Origin of the sequence: Pseudomonas ekonensis (assembly GCF_019145435.1) — a bacterium.
Classification (GTDB): Bacteria; Pseudomonadota; Gammaproteobacteria; order Pseudomonadales; family Pseudomonadaceae; genus Aquipseudomonas; species Aquipseudomonas ekonensis.
The window spans coordinates 281,023-296,506 of sequence record NZ_JAHSTS010000002.1; the positions used below are offsets into that span (position 1 = coordinate 281,023).

Annotated in this window: 20 protein-coding genes; 3 read left to right on the plus strand and 17 right to left on the minus strand. The window is 65.0% G+C overall.

Annotation, left to right across the window (positions count from 1 at the left end; genetic code table 11):
* The 3 genes from KVG96_RS14195 (at window position 1) to KVG96_RS14205 (ending at window position 2,268) form a co-directional block, all read left to right on the plus strand.
* Entirely contained in the window at window positions 1–1,452 is a 1,452-nt protein-coding gene (locus KVG96_RS14195) for a curlin (RefSeq protein WP_217892714.1), read from the plus strand.
* Between the two features lie 335 nt (window positions 1,453–1,787).
* Window positions 1,788–1,994, plus strand: coding sequence for a type II toxin-antitoxin system RelB family antitoxin (gene relB / locus KVG96_RS14200; RefSeq protein WP_217892715.1), 207 nt, complete (start codon window positions 1,788–1,790; stop codon window positions 1,992–1,994).
* On the plus strand, window positions 1,975–2,268 hold the full coding sequence (locus tag KVG96_RS14205) for a type II toxin-antitoxin system RelE/ParE family toxin (RefSeq protein ID WP_217892716.1): 294 nt from the start codon (window positions 1,975–1,977) through the stop codon (window positions 2,266–2,268). Before relB ends, KVG96_RS14205 begins: the two co-directional genes overlap by 20 nt.
* Before the next feature lie 82 nt (window positions 2,269–2,350).
* Here the strand turns inward: KVG96_RS14205 and KVG96_RS14210 are convergent, their stop codons facing one another.
* From KVG96_RS14210 to KVG96_RS14285, 17 genes are all read right to left on the minus strand, one after another.
* On the minus strand, window positions 2,351–2,722 hold the full coding sequence (locus tag KVG96_RS14210) for a DUF6124 family protein (RefSeq protein WP_217892717.1): 372 nt from the start codon (window positions 2,720–2,722) through the stop codon (window positions 2,351–2,353).
* 565 nt (window positions 2,723–3,287) lie between these two features.
* Window positions 3,288–4,148: an IS3 family transposase gene (locus KVG96_RS14215; RefSeq protein WP_367617499.1), complete on the minus strand. Its 861-nt coding sequence runs from the start codon at window positions 4,146–4,148 to the stop codon at window positions 3,288–3,290.
* Entirely contained in the window at window positions 4,121–4,423 is a 303-nt protein-coding gene (locus KVG96_RS27540) for a transposase (protein WP_225927222.1), read from the minus strand. Before KVG96_RS27540 ends, KVG96_RS14215 begins: the two co-directional genes overlap by 28 nt.
* A 224-nt stretch (window positions 4,424–4,647) precedes the next feature.
* Complete coding sequence (locus tag KVG96_RS14220) at window positions 4,648–5,508, minus strand: CsgG/HfaB family protein (RefSeq protein ID WP_217892718.1); 861 nt, start codon at window positions 5,506–5,508, stop codon at window positions 4,648–4,650.
* Between the two features lie 29 nt (window positions 5,509–5,537).
* Window positions 5,538–5,969: a curli assembly protein CsgF gene (locus KVG96_RS14225; protein ID WP_085586869.1), complete on the minus strand. Its 432-nt coding sequence runs from the start codon at window positions 5,967–5,969 to the stop codon at window positions 5,538–5,540.
* Window positions 5,966–6,358 (minus strand): curli production assembly/transport protein CsgE, encoded by a 393-nt coding sequence (gene csgE, locus KVG96_RS14230; protein ID WP_217892719.1) that lies wholly within the window; start codon window positions 6,356–6,358, stop codon window positions 5,966–5,968. Before csgE ends, KVG96_RS14225 begins: the two co-directional genes overlap by 4 nt.
* Complete coding sequence (locus tag KVG96_RS14235) at window positions 6,355–6,894, minus strand: type II secretion system GspH family protein (RefSeq protein ID WP_217892720.1); 540 nt, start codon at window positions 6,892–6,894, stop codon at window positions 6,355–6,357. The genes csgE and KVG96_RS14235 overlap by 4 nt, the downstream gene beginning before the upstream one ends.
* On the minus strand, window positions 6,869–7,243 hold the full coding sequence (locus KVG96_RS14240; protein ID WP_085586882.1) for a type II secretion system protein: 375 nt from the start codon (window positions 7,241–7,243) through the stop codon (window positions 6,869–6,871). The genes KVG96_RS14235 and KVG96_RS14240 overlap by 26 nt, the downstream gene beginning before the upstream one ends.
* A 5-nt stretch (window positions 7,244–7,248) precedes the next feature.
* Window positions 7,249–7,719, minus strand: coding sequence for a type II secretion system protein (locus tag KVG96_RS14245; RefSeq protein WP_085586866.1), 471 nt, complete (start codon window positions 7,717–7,719; stop codon window positions 7,249–7,251).
* A 2-nt stretch (window positions 7,720–7,721) separates the two neighbouring features.
* A complete protein-coding gene (locus KVG96_RS14250) occupies window positions 7,722–9,569 on the minus strand; it encodes a secretin GspD/PilQ domain-containing protein (RefSeq protein WP_217892721.1) in 1,848 nt (615 codons plus the stop codon).
* Entirely contained in the window at window positions 9,566–10,084 is a 519-nt protein-coding gene (locus tag KVG96_RS14255) for a hypothetical protein (protein WP_217892722.1), read from the minus strand. Before KVG96_RS14255 ends, KVG96_RS14250 begins: the two co-directional genes overlap by 4 nt.
* Window positions 10,084–10,632 (minus strand): GspMb/PilO family protein, encoded by a 549-nt coding sequence (locus KVG96_RS14260; protein WP_217892723.1) that lies wholly within the window; start codon window positions 10,630–10,632, stop codon window positions 10,084–10,086. The genes KVG96_RS14255 and KVG96_RS14260 overlap by 1 nt, the downstream gene beginning before the upstream one ends.
* Entirely contained in the window at window positions 10,619–11,164 is a 546-nt protein-coding gene (locus KVG96_RS14265; RefSeq protein WP_217892724.1) for a PilN domain-containing protein, read from the minus strand. The genes KVG96_RS14260 and KVG96_RS14265 overlap by 14 nt, the downstream gene beginning before the upstream one ends.
* 1 nt (window position 11,165) lies before the next feature.
* Complete coding sequence (locus KVG96_RS14270) at window positions 11,166–11,969, minus strand: hypothetical protein (protein WP_217892725.1); 804 nt, start codon at window positions 11,967–11,969, stop codon at window positions 11,166–11,168.
* The gene (locus KVG96_RS14275) at window positions 11,950–13,671 is read right to left on the minus strand and encodes a GspE/PulE family protein (protein ID WP_217892726.1); all 1,722 of its coding nucleotides are present in this window, start codon (window positions 13,669–13,671) and stop codon (window positions 11,950–11,952) included. The genes KVG96_RS14270 and KVG96_RS14275 overlap by 20 nt, the downstream gene beginning before the upstream one ends.
* Before the next feature lie 84 nt (window positions 13,672–13,755).
* A complete protein-coding gene (locus KVG96_RS14280) occupies window positions 13,756–14,289 on the minus strand; it encodes a response regulator (RefSeq protein ID WP_085586859.1) in 534 nt (177 codons plus the stop codon).
* Between the two features lie 233 nt (window positions 14,290–14,522).
* Window positions 14,523–15,476, minus strand: coding sequence for a peptidylprolyl isomerase (locus tag KVG96_RS14285; RefSeq protein WP_217892727.1), 954 nt, complete (start codon window positions 15,474–15,476; stop codon window positions 14,523–14,525).
* Between the last annotated feature and the right edge of the window lie 8 nt (window positions 15,477–15,484).

The following is a 15,484-nucleotide window of genomic DNA, read 5'->3' on the forward strand; positions in this document are numbered from 1 at the left end:
ATGTTCAAATTGACGCCCCTCACCGCCGCCATCCTGGTCATGATCAGTGCCCAGGCCATGGCCGACGACAGCCTTTCCACCCAAAGCCAGGCCGGCACCGCCAACATCGCCGATGTGAAGCAGACCCAGGCGCCGTTCAGCACCGCCACCCAGACCCAGCTCGGCGAAGGCAACAACGCCGCCGCCGTGCAGGACCACGCCACCAGCACCATCACCCAGGACGCGGTCGGCGACTACAACGCCGGCTACGCCGAACAGCTCTACGAAGACAACGGCACCATCACCCAACAACAGGTCGGCGCCTTCAACACCGCCCACGCCAGCCAGTCCCTGGGCTTCGGTTCGCCCAACACGGCGCTGCAGCAACAGCAAGGCAGCGGCAACTTCTCGTTCATCTACCAGGACTCGCAGAACGGCAGCGAAGGCAAGACCTTCCAGTACGGCGACAGCAACGAAGCCAACATCGAGCAACTGTATGAAGGCAGCGGCAACAGCTCGGTGATCACTCAGTACGGCACCGCCAACTACGGCACCGCCGAGCAGGTCACCCACAACGGCGGCACGATCGGCATCAACCAGGCCGGCGACTCCAACTACGCCTACGGCGACCAGCGCAACGGCACCGGCGGCACCATCACCATCAACCAGTTCGGCACCCTCAACGGCACCGAAATCTGGCAGGACTCGCAACTGGCGAGCCAGGCCACCGTCAACCAGTACGGCGACGGCAACGAAACCGTGGTGGACCAGAGCTACGGCGAAAACAACACCGCCGCCGTCACCCAGGTCGGCAACCTCAACGCCATCTACGCCGACCAGTTCGAGTCGGTCAATTCGACGCTGGCGCTTTACCAGGTGGGCAACGGCAACGTCCACTTCACCTACCAGAACGGCGACGGCCATGTGCTCAACGCCACATCAGCGGGCAACGACAACAAGGTCTACGCCAGCGACTGGAAAGGCCCGCAACGCGGCGGCCAGTTCGGCAGCAACCAGCGCGCCACGGTCACCCAGGCCGGCAACGGCAACATCGCCAGCTTCAAGCAGGACGGCGTCGGCCACACCATGACCACGAACCAGACGGGCACCGGCAACAAGACCACCGTCAGCCAGGCCGAGTCCTACAACGAGCTGTACTTCGACCAGAACGGCAGCGACAACATCCTCATCGCCGACCAGCGCGGCACCACCAACCTGATCCAGGGCTCGTCGAACGGCTCGGGCAACAGCGCCGAATTCGACCAGTCCGGCTCCGGCAACCAGGCCTACACCACGCAGCTCTACGGCAGCGACAACCAGATCAGCGTGAAACAGGCCGACACTATGAACGTGGCGTACGTGACCCAGGGCGGCACCGGGAACATCGCCACCGTGGACCAGAGCGGGATGACCCAGACGGCGAACATTCAGCAGTTCGGGTCGGCGAACCAGGCGACGGTGTTGCAGCAGTAAGGGTTGGGCGTAATAACAGCCGCGATTGCGTTGAGCGATCGCGGCTTTTCCATGCCCGAAACACCTGTGGAAACGAGCCTGCTCGCGATGAACGAAAACACGGAGTGACTGACACCCATCTGTTTCAGGTCGGCTCCTACAGAAGAATGCGAGATTCGCGAACAATGCGGATTTTTCCGACCGAATTTGCAGGTTGCCCCTCGGAAGTGCGCCGTCCAGGATCGTCAGGCATCCATCTCAACCTCACGGAGCGTCTCCCCATGCAACTCATCCCGTCAGCGACGACAGCGTGCCCGTTACCGAATAGACTGCCGGGCATTGCGCCCGGAGGCCCTATGACCGACCCGAACCTCATCGACCCGCTGTGCCCAGTCGTTTCAGACCTTGAGCCTGAAGAGCAGGCGGCCAGTTATGACCGGTGGTTCAGGGCCGAGGTGCAGGCGTCCATCGACGATCCGCGCCCGAACATTCCGCATGACGAAGTAATGGCCGAGTTGCATGCCTTGGTCAATGCGAACAGCAATGGCTTCGAAGCCGATTGAATGGAGGCCCGAAGCGCGGGCCAAACTGGTGCGAATTCTTGAGTACATCACCGAAAGGCATAGAGGAGCAGCCATAGAGCTCACCAGAGCCATTGGCTCGGCTGCCTCAAAACTGCCTGATCATCCCCATCTCTATCGCCCAGGCAGGATCACCGGCACCCGAGAAATCGTTGTTCATCCTAGTTATCTCGTCGTTTACCGAGTGACGGACCGAATCGAGATACTGAACGTCCTGCATGCCCGGCAGGAATATCCACGGCGACATACCCTTTAACCATTTGACCTGCCCCTGTGGCGAAGGAGCTTTTCGAATCGCCACAGGGGATCCTGCTCGCCTTGCCGTCAGGTCAACGCATTCAGGTCTTAGGCTCGACGTTGTCCAGCGCCTGACCCACCGCCACCTCACTCAACATCACCAGCTGCGCGATGCCCAACGCGGTGCGGCGGTGACCGTTGTCCAGGGTGGCGGCGAAGTTGTTGAGCATCTCCGAGGCCGAGCCCAGGTTCTCGCTGGCGTTGGCCAGCAGGGATTCGGTGTCGTAGACCGGGTTGGGCAGGTACATGGGATCCGCATCGCTGGGGGTGGCCATGATCCGGGCGGCCGGGTTGAGGTAGTGGTCGAGGGCGCGTTCCGCGGCTTCGTTGAGCTTGCGGGAGTCGATGGATTCGTAGGGGGATGCGGGGTCGGTGGTGGGGGTTACGGGAGGGTTGGGTGTGGGTTTGAACATGGTGTCTTACTCTGTTTGATGAGTCGGAGCTGGCCCATTCGGTTTCCGGACGAAGGGGAGGCAGCTGTACGCAGGTTGGAAACCCGGGAAACAGAGAAACCCGGACGACCCGAAGGCCCCCCACGCACAGCCGCCATAACAGAGTGCACACCCAAAAGGTGCGCAAGCATACGTCATGAAGGGCGACTGCTGCGTTCTGTTTTACCCGGGGTTTCCAATCCCGATCGCTTAACTCAGCGACAGACACAGGCTAGGGCCCGGCCTTCCGAGGGACAACCTGAAAACCTTGTGGGAAGGATCCGCGAATCAGCAACATCCATTAAACAATCCAGAACTGAAATGCAGTCTGACGGTGGATGTCTCGGCCGAGGACTGGTTGGCTGTCAGGCCGCCATCGCCAGCAGACTGGCCCCCACAAGGAATCGGGTGCAGTCAGGTAGAAGTTGGTCGGCTGTCAGGCCGCCATCGCGGGCAAGCCCGCTCCCACAGTGTTCCGGGGTGTGCACACCTATCCCTGTAGGAGCCAGCCTGAACTGGTCAAGTAATCCTGGACACCGATTACGGTTTACGCCGTCAGTTTCTCCATCGCGACCGGCGACCAATAGTTGTTGTAACTGTGAGGCCTGGTGGTGTTGTAGCGCGTGACATAGCGCTGTACATCCGCTCGGGCCTCATGCTCCGAGCCATAGCCTGTTTCGGGCACCCACTCCGATTTCAAACTGCCAAAGAAACGCTCCATCGGGGCGTTATCCCAGCACTCGCCCTTACGACTCATGCTTTGCCGGTGACCATGTTTCAGCAGCTCACTTCTAAACTTATGGCTGGTGTACTGGCAGCCTTGGTCGGAGTGAAACAGCACATCTTTGGGGTGTCCCCGTAGCTCGACGGCCATCCGCAAGGCTTCGCAGGTCAACGTGGCATCAGAGATCATCGAAAACGACCAGCCCACAATCCGGCGGGCGAACAGATCCAGCACCGCGGCAAAATACAGCCAGCGCTTGCCGACCTTGATGTACGTGACATCGCCGCACCACACCTGGTTGATCGCCGTGACCTCAAACTGGCGCTTGAGTACATGCGGCGCCACCAGCGCTTCCACACCCGAAGACTTGTACTTGTGACGCCGACGCTGCCGACTGGCGATGCCGGCTTCTCGCATCAGGCTGCGCGCCATGTACCGTCCGACACGATGCCCATTGGCTTGCAGCACCTTGGCCAAGGTGCGCGAACCGGCAGAGGCCCTGGAGGCCTTGTGGTGCTTGACCAGCAAGGCTTTGAGCTTTTCTCGTTCGGGACGCACCCGGCCTTGGCGCTGACGCCAGGCGTAAAAGCTGCTGCGGCCGATTCCCAGCACGCGGCAGCATTCGTTAACGCCGTACAGCTCACCCAGCTCATCGATCAGCGAGAGTGATCTTTGGCGTCCAATAGCAGGAGAGCACTGGCCTTTTTTAGGATTTCGATATCCCGGTCTTTTTGCCTGAGCAAGGCTTTGAGTTGTTGGATTTCTCGCTGATCAGCAGTAATCGCTTTGGCCCCGACCGGAGTCGATCCCTGGCGCTCCTGACGAACCTGTTCAACCCAGCGACGCAGAGCCGTAGGGCCAACACTCAAACTGGAGCAGACCTCGGGAACCGATAGCCCCTCGTCCAATACCATGCCGGCCGCCTTGAGTTTGAACTCACTGGAATAAGAATTACGCATATCCAAACACCTCAGATTTGGGCGCCATCATAGCGCCCGATTGAGGTGTCCAGAATTATTAGGCCAGTTCAGCCTGCTGGCGATGGCGTCGGTCCGGACACCGCAGGCCCTGGTCAAGACAGTTGCTCCCACAGAGGATGGGGTGGTTCGGTAGCGGTCAGGCAGGCCCTCACGGTCGAGCGGTCGAGCCGAGAGCCGAGAGCCGAGAGCCGCCAAGCCCAAGCTCATTCGGCCTGCGGATCCACCTTGTTCTGCGTCAGGTACCGGTTCAGCGTCTCGTCCTGCGAAGGCACCGAGTTGTCTCCCGCCACCTGCCACAACCGCCGCTCGATGCCCTGCGCCAGCAAATGCCCCACCGCCGCCTCGATCGCCGACAGCACGCAGAGCTGAGCCGGTTCGTTGGTGGTGTAGCCGACCTCGGCTTCCAGCAGCTTCTTGAACTCGATGAACTTGAACACTCCGGCGCTGCGGCCCACGGAGTAGATGGTCTTGCTGGTCATCACGTTGGCCAGCACCTGACCGCTGCGAACGTCCACCGCCCGCAGGTTGACGGTCACCTGGTCGACCCGGTACTCGCGGGACAGGTCGATCCCCAGGTAACGCGCCCCTTCCCCGCCGCTGCGCACGTTGGTGTCGTAGGCGATGATCCCGCCTTCGAGCATCATGTTCGCCGCCTGCAACGGCGGCAGCTCGCCCTGGATGTTCACCGGGGTGTTGGGCTTTTTCTGCGAGGCGCGGATGATCTTGCGCTCGGTCAGCAGGTTCTGCAGCCCTTCGCGTTCCAGCACCACGAACCAGCCGCTGGCCTGCAAGGCGTCCATCAACATGCTCGCCGCACCCTGGGTGACGCTGGTGGAGAACGAGCTGGCCGGGGTCGGCTTGTACTGTCCGGTCTGGTCACGGAAGCCGTACACCACCGCCATCAGGCGGCCCTTGGGCCGCGGCATCTTCAGCAGGTCGTAGTAGGTCGAGGCCCTGGGGGTCAGGGTCGGGGTTTCGGTGTCCTGCTCGGCCGGCACCGGCTCGCGCAGACCACACCCTTGCAATGCCGCCAACATCAGCCCTAGCGCAATTATTTTTTTCATGTCCTGCACTCCCCGGAACGCTCATCCCGTCATGGGTTGAGGCCGTTAACCTGAATTTCCGAAACCTCACCGGTCGCTCGGTCGGTCACTTCAATGCTCAGTGCCCCGGAGTCGTCGATGACGTTGACGATGAATGCGTCGGTGGACAGGCTCCCCGTGTTGCCGGTGGAGATGTTGTCCAGCAGCTGCCCCAGCAACCGTGACTGCAATTGGCTGGTGAAGCGCTCCAGCGCCGAGGTGCCGGCCACGGTCGTGCGGCGCTTGAGGTCCGGATCGTCGTGGTCGTTCTGGGCCTGGGCGTTGTTGAGCAGCCAGGTGCCGTTGAGCGGGTTGCCGCCGAACGACGGGTTGACCGGCGTGTAGACCAGTTCGGTGGCCTGGACGGCGGCGCAGCCGGCCAGCCCGATCAGCCATCCCGCGATCCAGGGTGCGCGGCGCCGTGAGAACGTTGTCGTGTTCATAGTTCGTCCTTCTCAAGGTCGGTGGTGTCCTGCAACAAGGCCTCCAGCTTGCGCTGGACAACCTGGCGTCGAACCCAGTCGGCGGCCTCGTAGGCCTCGTCCTTCAGTTCCACGGTGTTCGGCGGCAGGAAGCGCCGATAGACCAGGCGTTGCTGATATTCCACGGTCACCAGGCTGCCCCAGCGCGCGTCGGGCCGCTCGCGCACCACCAGGTTGAAGTCCATGGGGCTGGTGTCGCGCAGGCGTTCGCTGAACAGGTAGTAGAAGTCGTGGCCGATGTGCGAGATCGTGTCGTCGACGATGAATCCCATCATTTCGTCTTCTTCGCCGGCCTGGGCGCAGCACGCCGCCAGGGCAAGGATCAGCGCGCAACAGAACCGGCCGTTCATGGCTGCAGCGCCTGCGGCAGGGCCGACGGGTTCCTGGCCGGGCCGTTGGTGCCGTCGAGGAAGGCCTTTTCGGCGACGAACTGCCAGTCCGAGTAGCGGGTCATGCCTTCGAAGTCCGACCACTGCGCCGGGAAGTCCGCCTGCTTGAGCGGCGTCTCGGTGGAGGGGCTGTTGATTCCGGTGATGCGCCCGTCGAAACCCCGTTGCAGCGCCCATTCGCCGCCGCCCACCGGGTCCGGGTACAACCGGCGCAGGTGGTGCCGGGGCTCGGGAAAACGCTCGTCCTGCAACAGGTCCGCCAGCTCCTTGGGGTACTGCGCCAGCCCCGGCGAACTGCGGTAGTAGCTGCGCAGGGCCTGGGCGTACTGGCTGCCCACCCACAGCAATTGCTTCTCGCGGTCGCGCCGCGACACCGTCGACCACAGCTCGCCGGCGCTGGCCAGGCCCATGCCCATCAGCACGATCAGGAACAGCACGCCCAGGTAGGTGAACCCGCCCTGCCCCGCGCGCTCACCACTCCGAATACTGGCTGCCATCACGCGCCCTCCCGGTGGCTCCGCTCTTGATGTCGGCCACGCCGCCCGCCACGCCGTCCGGCGGCGCGACCAGCACCCATTGATCCTTGCGCTCGGTGATCGGGTCGAGCGGCGCGTTGCGCAGGTAACGCAGCTCCACCAATTGGTCGATCGAGTCGGGGTAGCGCCCGGTGTCGCCGTAGTAGTGGTCCAGCGCCTCGCGCATGGCCGACAGGCTCTGGCGCAGGGTGGTTTCCTTCGAGGCCTCGAGGCTGTTGAAGTAGCGCGGCAAGGCGATGGTCATCAGGGTCGCGATGATCGCCATCACCACCATCAGTTCCAGCAAGGTAAAGCCCTGTTCCCGGCGCATGAGGTTCACCACTCGCGGTAGGCGATGCCGTTGAGGCCCTTGCCCCGCGCCTTGGAGTAGACGTCGAACACGTCTTCGCCGTCGCGCGGGTTCTGGGCCGAACTGTTGTAGGCGCGCAGCCCCCAACCCCCTTCGTCGTCACGTTTGGCCGGCACCAGCGGGTCACGCGGGATGCGGCGCAGGAAGTAGAACTTGGCGCCCTTGGCGCTGCGCACGTCGCGCACGCCGTCCACCAGCACCTTGAGGTTCGGCGGGTAGCCGCTGCTGTTGAGCGACTTCTCGATGTAGCCGGCGTCGAAGGCCCGCTTGTAGGCATCGATGCCGTCGCGGATCTGGTACAGCGCCGTGCGCAGTTCCTGCTCCTTGCCCCGGCGCACCAGGGTCTCGGTCAGCGGCGCGGCCATGCCCGCCAGCAGGCCGATCAGGGCCAGCGTCACCACGACTTCGATCAGGGTGAAACCGCGCTCGGTGTTCATGATCAAGGCTTCTCGACGGTGACGCGGGTGGTGGCGACCGCCGCCCCGCCCAGCGCACGAGGCTGTGCGGAAGGCGCCGGGGTGGCCGCCTGCATCGAGCGGTCCGGTGCCTGGATGTGCATGCTGGTTTCGGTGCCGGTGGGGAACTCCATGTCCGAGGGGCTCTGGTACGGCAGGTTGCGCACGATGCGCGGGGTGATGGAGAGCACCAGTTCCGACTTGCCGACGGTGTCCTTGTTGCTGCCGAACAGCCGGCCCAAGCCGGGAATGTCGCCCAGGCCCGGGATCTTGTTGCCGGTGGCGCCGTGGTCGTTGCGCACCAGCCCGGCGAGGATCTGGGTCTCGCCGTCGTGCAGACGCAGCGACGTCTGGGCGTTGCGGGTGTCGACCTGCACCGGGATCGTGCCCTGGCGGGTCGGCTCCAGCGGCGTGGCGTTGCTGACTTCCAGCGCGATCTTGATCGCCACTTCGTTGTTCAGGTGCACGGTGGGCTGCACCTCGAGCTTCAGGCCGACGTCGAGGTAGGTGACGCTTTCGGTGATCACCGGCCCCTGGGTCGAGGGCACCGAGGTGGCGCTGATGATCGGCACCCGCTGGCCGATGTGGATGCGCGCCTGCTCACGGTTGCTGACTCGGATCACGGGGCTGGCCAGGGTGTTGATGTCGTTGTCCTGGGCGTTGATCTTGGCCTGGGGCGACGGCGCGATGGAGATGCGGTCGGAGTTGATGCCCTTGAGCTGGCCCAGCAGGGTCACCGGCGAGCCGTCGCTGTTGACCACGCCGAAGGTGCTCGGCCATTGCAGGCCCAGGTCGAGGATGCGCTGGCGGGCGACTTCCATCACCTCCACCTCCAGCACCACTTCGGGGTTGGACTGGTCCTGGGACTGCAGGAGTTTCTCGGCCATGCGCACCGCGTCTTCGGTGTCGCGCATGGTCAGGGTGTTGAGGCGCTCGTCGACGAACACGTCGCGGGTCTTGAGCATGGTCTTGATCATGTTCAGCGCGGTGTTGGCGTCGATGCTGGTCAGGTAGAACGTGCGCATCACCAGCTCCTGGTAATCCTTGAGCTTCTGCGGCGAGTCCGGGTAGATCAGCAGGGTGTTTTCGTTCACCACTTTCTGGTGCAGCTGGTTCTGTTGCAGCAGCAGTTGCACGGCGTCTTCGATGCGCACGTCGCGCACGAAGATCGTGGCCTTGAGGTCCGGGCGCAGGTCCTTGTCGAAGATGAAGTTCAGGCCGGCGACCTGCGACAGCACCTCGAACACGGTCTTGAGGTTGGCCTCACGGAATTCCAGGGTCACCGGCCGGTCGAGCCGGGTGCGCAGCTGCGGGTACTGCACGACGTTGCGGCTCTGCACCAGGCGGATGTTGCCTTGCAGCTCCAGCGCGCCCTCGTTGGTGGGGTCGAGCTCGAGGATCTGCTTGACCTGGCGGTCGGCGCCGTAGATGTCGCCCCGGCGCAGGTCGCCGCGGGCCAGTTCGAGCTTCTCGTCCATGCTGCGCAGGTAGTCGAGCTGGCGCAGGGCGTCCTGGGCGCGGCGGTTGTTCGGCTCGATGGTCAGCACCCGGTTGTAGGCGGTGCGGGCCGAGGCGAAGTCCCGCCGCGAACGGTCGGTGTCGCCGGAGGTCAGCAACGCGGTGATGGCCTTGGCCCGGCCGCTGTTGAGCGCCAGGTGCAGCTCGGTGTCGCGGGGGTTCTCCCGCAGGCCTTCCTCGATCCGGGCCAGGCCCGCCTCGTACTGGCCCTGGTCGATGAGGTCGGCGGCCTCCTTGTTGGCCACCTGGGCCGAGCTGCACGCGGCCAGCCCGGCGCACAGGCCCAGGCTCATCAGCAAACGGGATCTGTTCATTGCGTACTCCCCACAGACAAGGTCTGCGACAAATGCAAAGGCAGGTAGACCAGGCTCAGCTCCAGGTCGGAAATGCCGGTGATCTTCCAGGTGTCGTCGATCACATCGCCGTTGCGCACGACGTAGATCTTCTCGCCGTCCTGCAGGAACACCTGCAAGTCGCTGCGGTCATGCAGCCGGCCGACGAACTGGAACGGCACCGGCGGCAAGCTCGGGGCTTGCACCGCCGTGGCCGGGTTGACAGGTTGCTCGGTGACCGTGGCCAGGGTCGGCGCGGGCTTCCAGGACTGGGCGGCGAACAGGTCGCCGGCCGGCCCCAGGTCCTTGATCGGCGCGGCGTCGGCCTTCCCGCCAGCGGCGGGCGACGCGCCGCGGCCAGCGGTCTTGGCCGGGGTGGCCACCGCGAGGTCGGCCGATTCGCCGTCTTCGCTCGGCGTGAAGTGTTCCGGCAACCAGGCCAGCGCCGCCGCCACGCCGAAGAACGCCACCCACCCGACGATGCGTTTGGTGTCCATCACGACCTCGACAGGTAAAGGGTCAAACGGATCCGGCCGGTGAGGTCGGTGTCGGCGATCTTCTTGCGCTGGAACTCGACGTCCTCCACCACCACCGCCGGCAACTGGCCGAGCAAGGCATGCAGGAAGCGGCGCAGTTGCGGATAGCTGCCGCGCACCGGCAGCAGGATCTGGTAGCGCGCCAGATGGGTCTTGGGATCGACGCCCAGGGCGTATTCGCCGCGGGCCAGGGTGATGCGTTCCTGGGCCGCCAGGGCGTAGATGCGGTCGATGGCGACGGTGGCCTGGGGCTGGGCCGGCAGCTTGTTGCGAAAGTCGTCGAGCTGGCGCTGCGGCACCACCGGCGGCGCGATGCTGCCGTCCTCGACCTTGGCCAGGTACTCGGTGGCTTCCTCGGTCTGGCGGCTCAACTGTTGCAGCGACTGCCAGCCCGGCAGCAGGCCGCCCAGGGCCCAGGCCAGCGCCACCAGCAGCAGGGCCGCTCCGGCCAGGCCCGGCACGCCGAGGCCTTGCAGGTATTCGTGGACGATCAGTCTAGGGATTCGCATCGCCCATCTCCCAGGTCGCCGACAGGTTGAACTGCACCGGGTGTTCCGGCGATTTCACGACGATTTCGTGGCTCAGCAGCGACACGTCCGACAGCTCGTCGCTGGCCTCCAGACGCTTATGGAAATCGAGCATCGCCTGCAGGTCCCGGGCCTCGGCGCTGATGCGCACCTGGCCCTTGCGTGCGTCGGGGGTCAGGCTGAGCAAGGCGATGTCGTCCCGGGGCATGGCTTCGAGCATGGCGAACAGGCGCTCCCACGGGCGGCGCAGCTGCTGCGACACCTTGCGCATCTCGGCCAGGTTCTGCGCCTGCTCGCGGGTCTCGGCCGGCGTGAGGCTGGCCTTCACGCCGCTGTCGCCGGTGAGCCTGCGCTGGGTGTGCTGCAAATGGCCTTGCTGTTGTTCGGCCTGGGCGCCGAGGTGCTGCTGCACGCCGAAGCACACCAGCGCCAGCAGCGCACCGCCGCCCAGCAGGCTCCAACCCAACGGGCCGGAGCGCGGACGGGGCTGGAAATCCAGGTTCAGGGCGCGCATGTCAGGCCACCGCCCGGGACATGACGTACAAGCCGTCACGCACGGTCATCGAGTCGTCTTCGAGGGTGCGCACCTGCACCCCGTCGATCTCCGGCTGCGCATCGAGGCGCGCCGGGGCGTGCAGGTAGACGTTGAACGGACGCTCGCTGGCGCTGGCCTGCAATTGCCGTTCGCGGCCCACCAGCGCGGCCAGCGCCGCATCGCTGTCGCTGCCGCCCACCGAACGCACCGCCGCCCAGCGCCCTTCCCGGGCCAGCAGCAACACACTGCGCAGCGGCTCGGCGACCACGAACAGGAAATCGCCGGCGTCGAGGCTGCGGTCGAAACGGTTGAACGCCGTCATCAGGTACGGCTGCACCGAACGCAGGCGCAAGCCACGCCCCGCGACTAGTGTACGCAGACGTTCCAGCAGATCCTGCGGCAAGGCACTGGCGATGCGGTCGTGGCCCGCAGGCTCGGCGGACAGCACCAGGCTCCACGGCTGGGTCGGCGCACCGAACAGGTCTTCGAAGCACAGCCGGGCGAAGCCGCGCAGTTCCTCAGGGGTGCTGATCTGCTCGCTCCACGGCACCAGGCAGAAACGGCTGAAGTGCCCGGAGACCACCACGCACAGTTCGGCACCGGCCCTGGCGTGCTCGCCGAGCAGGCGGTCGAGGGTGTCCAGCGCCACCGCGTAGCTCTGGAAGCCTTCGTCGATGTAGCCGACGCTGCCCAGCCACAGGGTCTCGCTGCCCCGCCGCTGCCCCAGGCCCACACCGCTGGCGCCGAGCACGGCGACAAAACGCTCACGCGATAAAAGTGACACGATTGATCTCCTCCAACGTGGTGCGGCCGTGTTCCACCAGTTCCAGCGCCGACTCGCGCAGCAGGCGCAGACCGCGCTCGCAGGCCAGGGCCTTGATCCGGGTGATGGGTTGGCGTTCGACGATCATCTGCCGCAGCTCGTCGTCCAGGTGCAGCAGTTCGGCGATCGCCGTGCGCCCGCGGTAGCCGCTGCCCCGGCAATGACCGCAGCCCTTGCCGTGGACGAAGCGGTAATGGCCGACCTTGAGCGGATCGAGGCCGGAGGCGCGCAGCTCTTCTTCGCTGGGGGTCACCGGTGCGCCGCAACCGGTGCACACCAGGCGGATCAGCCGCTGGGCCAGCACTGCGTTGAGCGCCGAGACCAGGCTGTAGGGATCGATCTCCATCTGGGTGAAACGGCCGATCACGTCGAACACGTTGTTGGCGTGGATGGTGGTGAACACCAGGTGCCCGGTGAGCGCCGACTGCACGGCGATCTGCGCGGTGTCCGGGTCGCGGATCTCGCCGACCATGATCTTGTCCGGGTCGTGGCGCAGGATCGACCGCAGGCCGCGGGCGAAGGTCAGGCCCTTCTTCTCGTTGACCGGGATCTGCAGCACCCCCGGCAACTGGTATTCCACCGGGTCTTCGATGGTGATGATCTTGTCCACCCCGTGGTTGATCTCGGTGATCATCGCGTAGAGGGTGGTGGTCTTGCCGCTGCCGGTGGGGCCGGTCACCAGCACCATGCCGTAGGGCTCGGCGGCCAGCCGGCGCAGCTGGCGCAGGGTCTCGTCCTCGAAGCCCAGGGCCTGCAACTGCACGCCGCAGACCTTGTCGGCCAGGTCCTGCTTGTCGAGCACCCGCAGCACGGCGTCTTCGCCGAAGATGCTCGGCATGATCGACACCCGGAAGTCGATCTGCCGGCCGCTGATGCCGATCTTGAAGCGGCCGTCCTGGGGCACGCGCTTCTCGCCGATGTCCAGCTCGGCCATGACCTTGACCCGGGAAATCACTTGCTCGGCGAACTCGGTGCCCTGGATCTTGCTGATGTTGTTGAGCACCCCGTCGATCCGGTACTTGATCACCAGCCCGTTGCCGGTGGTGCCGAGGTGGATGTCGCTGGCGTGCATTTTCAGCGCGTCGTAGAGGGTCGAGTTGACCAGTTTCACCACCACGCTGGCGTCTTCGCTGATGCTGGTCAGGGACAGGCTCTGCAGGGTGTCGGTCTGGGTGCCGGCGTCGGCCTGGGCGTTGAGCGACTCCACGGCATGGAAGCTTTCTTCGTGGCGGGCCAGGTAGGCGCTCAGGTCGTCGGCGTGCACCAGGTACAGCGGCGCGCCGTGCAGGCATTCGTCGATCCAGGCCAGGCGCGCGCCGTCGAAGGGGTCGGCGAACACGCCGATGACCTCGTCGCGGTGGCGCAGCAGGATGAATTCACGTTTGAGGCATTGCGCGAGGGTGACCCGGTCGAACACCGGAACGGCCTGGAACAGACTGTCGGTGTCGAGCACCGGGTAATGCAGGGTGGCGCCCAGGCTGGCGATGAACGGCATGGGCGCCAGTTCGCTGAGGCCGGCCAGCGCATCGAGCATCCGTTCCCCGGAGCCGGCGGCCCGTGCCCGGGCCTGGGCCAGTTGCTCGGCGGTGAAGCGCGCCGGGGCCTGCGCTTGCGGCAACGGCTCGGCCAACGGCGGTTCGACGACAACGGACAGACGATCCATGGCTTGCTCTCCAACGCCCGGGGCCGGGGGCCCAGTCGGCGCGGCAGGCCATTGCGGCGGGTGCCGGAACGTCTGATCGCGCCACTACTCCCCGGTGAGCATTTGGTCGTCATCCGGTGCCAGGGCGTCCGACTTGCTTCGTCGGCGATCCGCCAGCACCCAACTGCCATCGAACAACTGCAACGGGAAGCTCTCGGTCTTGCTCTGGCGTCGTTCGACGAACCCTTGCGAAGGGCTCGCACCGGGTCTCGCGCTACGCTCGATCCCCAGCAGGTCACAGATCGCCCGCGCCAGTTCCGCCAACGGGAACGGCTTGAACAGGATGTGGCTGACTCCCAGTTGCCGCGCCCGCTCACAGACTTCAGCGGTCGGGTGACCCGTTATCAGCACGAAATGACACGTCCTGTTCCGGCGGACGGCGTCGAGCACCTCAAAGCCTTCCATATCGGGCAAGCGGTAATCGAACACCATCACATCGGGGGCGAAGGTCTCGGCCTGGCCGATCCCGTCCGCGCCGTCATGTGCAATCCGGACGTCCAGCCCCTGCGTCGACAGGTAAACCTGAAGGTTCTCCGCCAACTGCTGTTCGTCTTCGACAACCAGTACTTTGTTAACCAAGGTGGACTCCTTGAAACCGCAGGTCCGGCAGTGGAAACCCAAGGCCGGGCCTGGTGGAGTGCGCCTCGCCAGAGGTAACGCACACTTCATGCCAGGCCGGGTGCCGGTGATTGTCTGTCTTCATGTCCTTGAATTGAATGGAAATGCCCGCTCGTCCCGGTACCCCGTTCCCCAGAAACGGGGAAGCACCTGAATGGGCATCGAAGCCATTCCCCACTATTGGGGGGGAACCTTCAGTCGTCGTCAATTCGTTCGATCCTGTTCTGCGCCCGCAATTGCGCGAGCGCCTGACGGCGAGCCTGGGTCTGTCGCTGTCGGGCGAGGTATGCCCTGACCGTTTCCAGCCCTTGCTCCTCTGGGACATCGGCCGCCTCCTTGTGGTTCTCGACGATGATCAAATGCCAGCCGAACGGTGAGCGCACCGCCTGGCTGAGTTCCCCGGGCCGCAAGGCAAACGCCGCCGCCTCGAACGCCGGCGCCATCTGTCCGCGGGCGAAGTAGCCCAACTGCCCGCCCTGGCTGGCCGTGGCATCTTGCGAGCCCTTTTGCGCCACGCCGGCGAAGCTTTCGCCCCGCTCCACCGCCTCGCGCATCTGCATCAAGCGTAGACGCGCCGCCTCGACCGTGGCGGAATCGGCCTCCCGCGCCACCTTCACCAGAATGTGCCGGGCCTGCACCTGTTCCGGCGTGCCCATCTCGGCGCGGTGTTCCTCGAAGAACGCGCGCACCTCTTGCTCGGCCGGGTCGTCGGTGCGGGTCAGTTCGGCGAACATCCGTTGGGCCGCCAGTTCGCGGCGGGTGTACTCGGTGAACGAGGCCTCGTCGAAGCCGGCCTCTTGCAGACGCCGGGTGAACTTCTCCGTGCCGCCGATGGCCTGGCGGGTCTGCTCGACCTGCTGGCGCACCGCTTGCTCATCGACCTGCACCCCGCGCTTGCGCGACTCCTGCCACAGCAGTTCCTTGTCGATCAGCATCTGCAACGCCGCTTGCCGCAACTGCCTGTACGCCTTGGGGTTGCGGATGCTCGCCACGGCGCGGCCCTGGTCTTCCAGGTATTCGGTGAAGTAGCGCTCCAGGCGAAACTCGGAAATGGCCTCGCCGTTGACCCGCGCCGCCACCGGTTCTTGAGCGGCGAACGCCACCGGGAACCCGCTTGCGAACAGCAACAGCATCGTCTTGAGCTTCATGGCGCGAC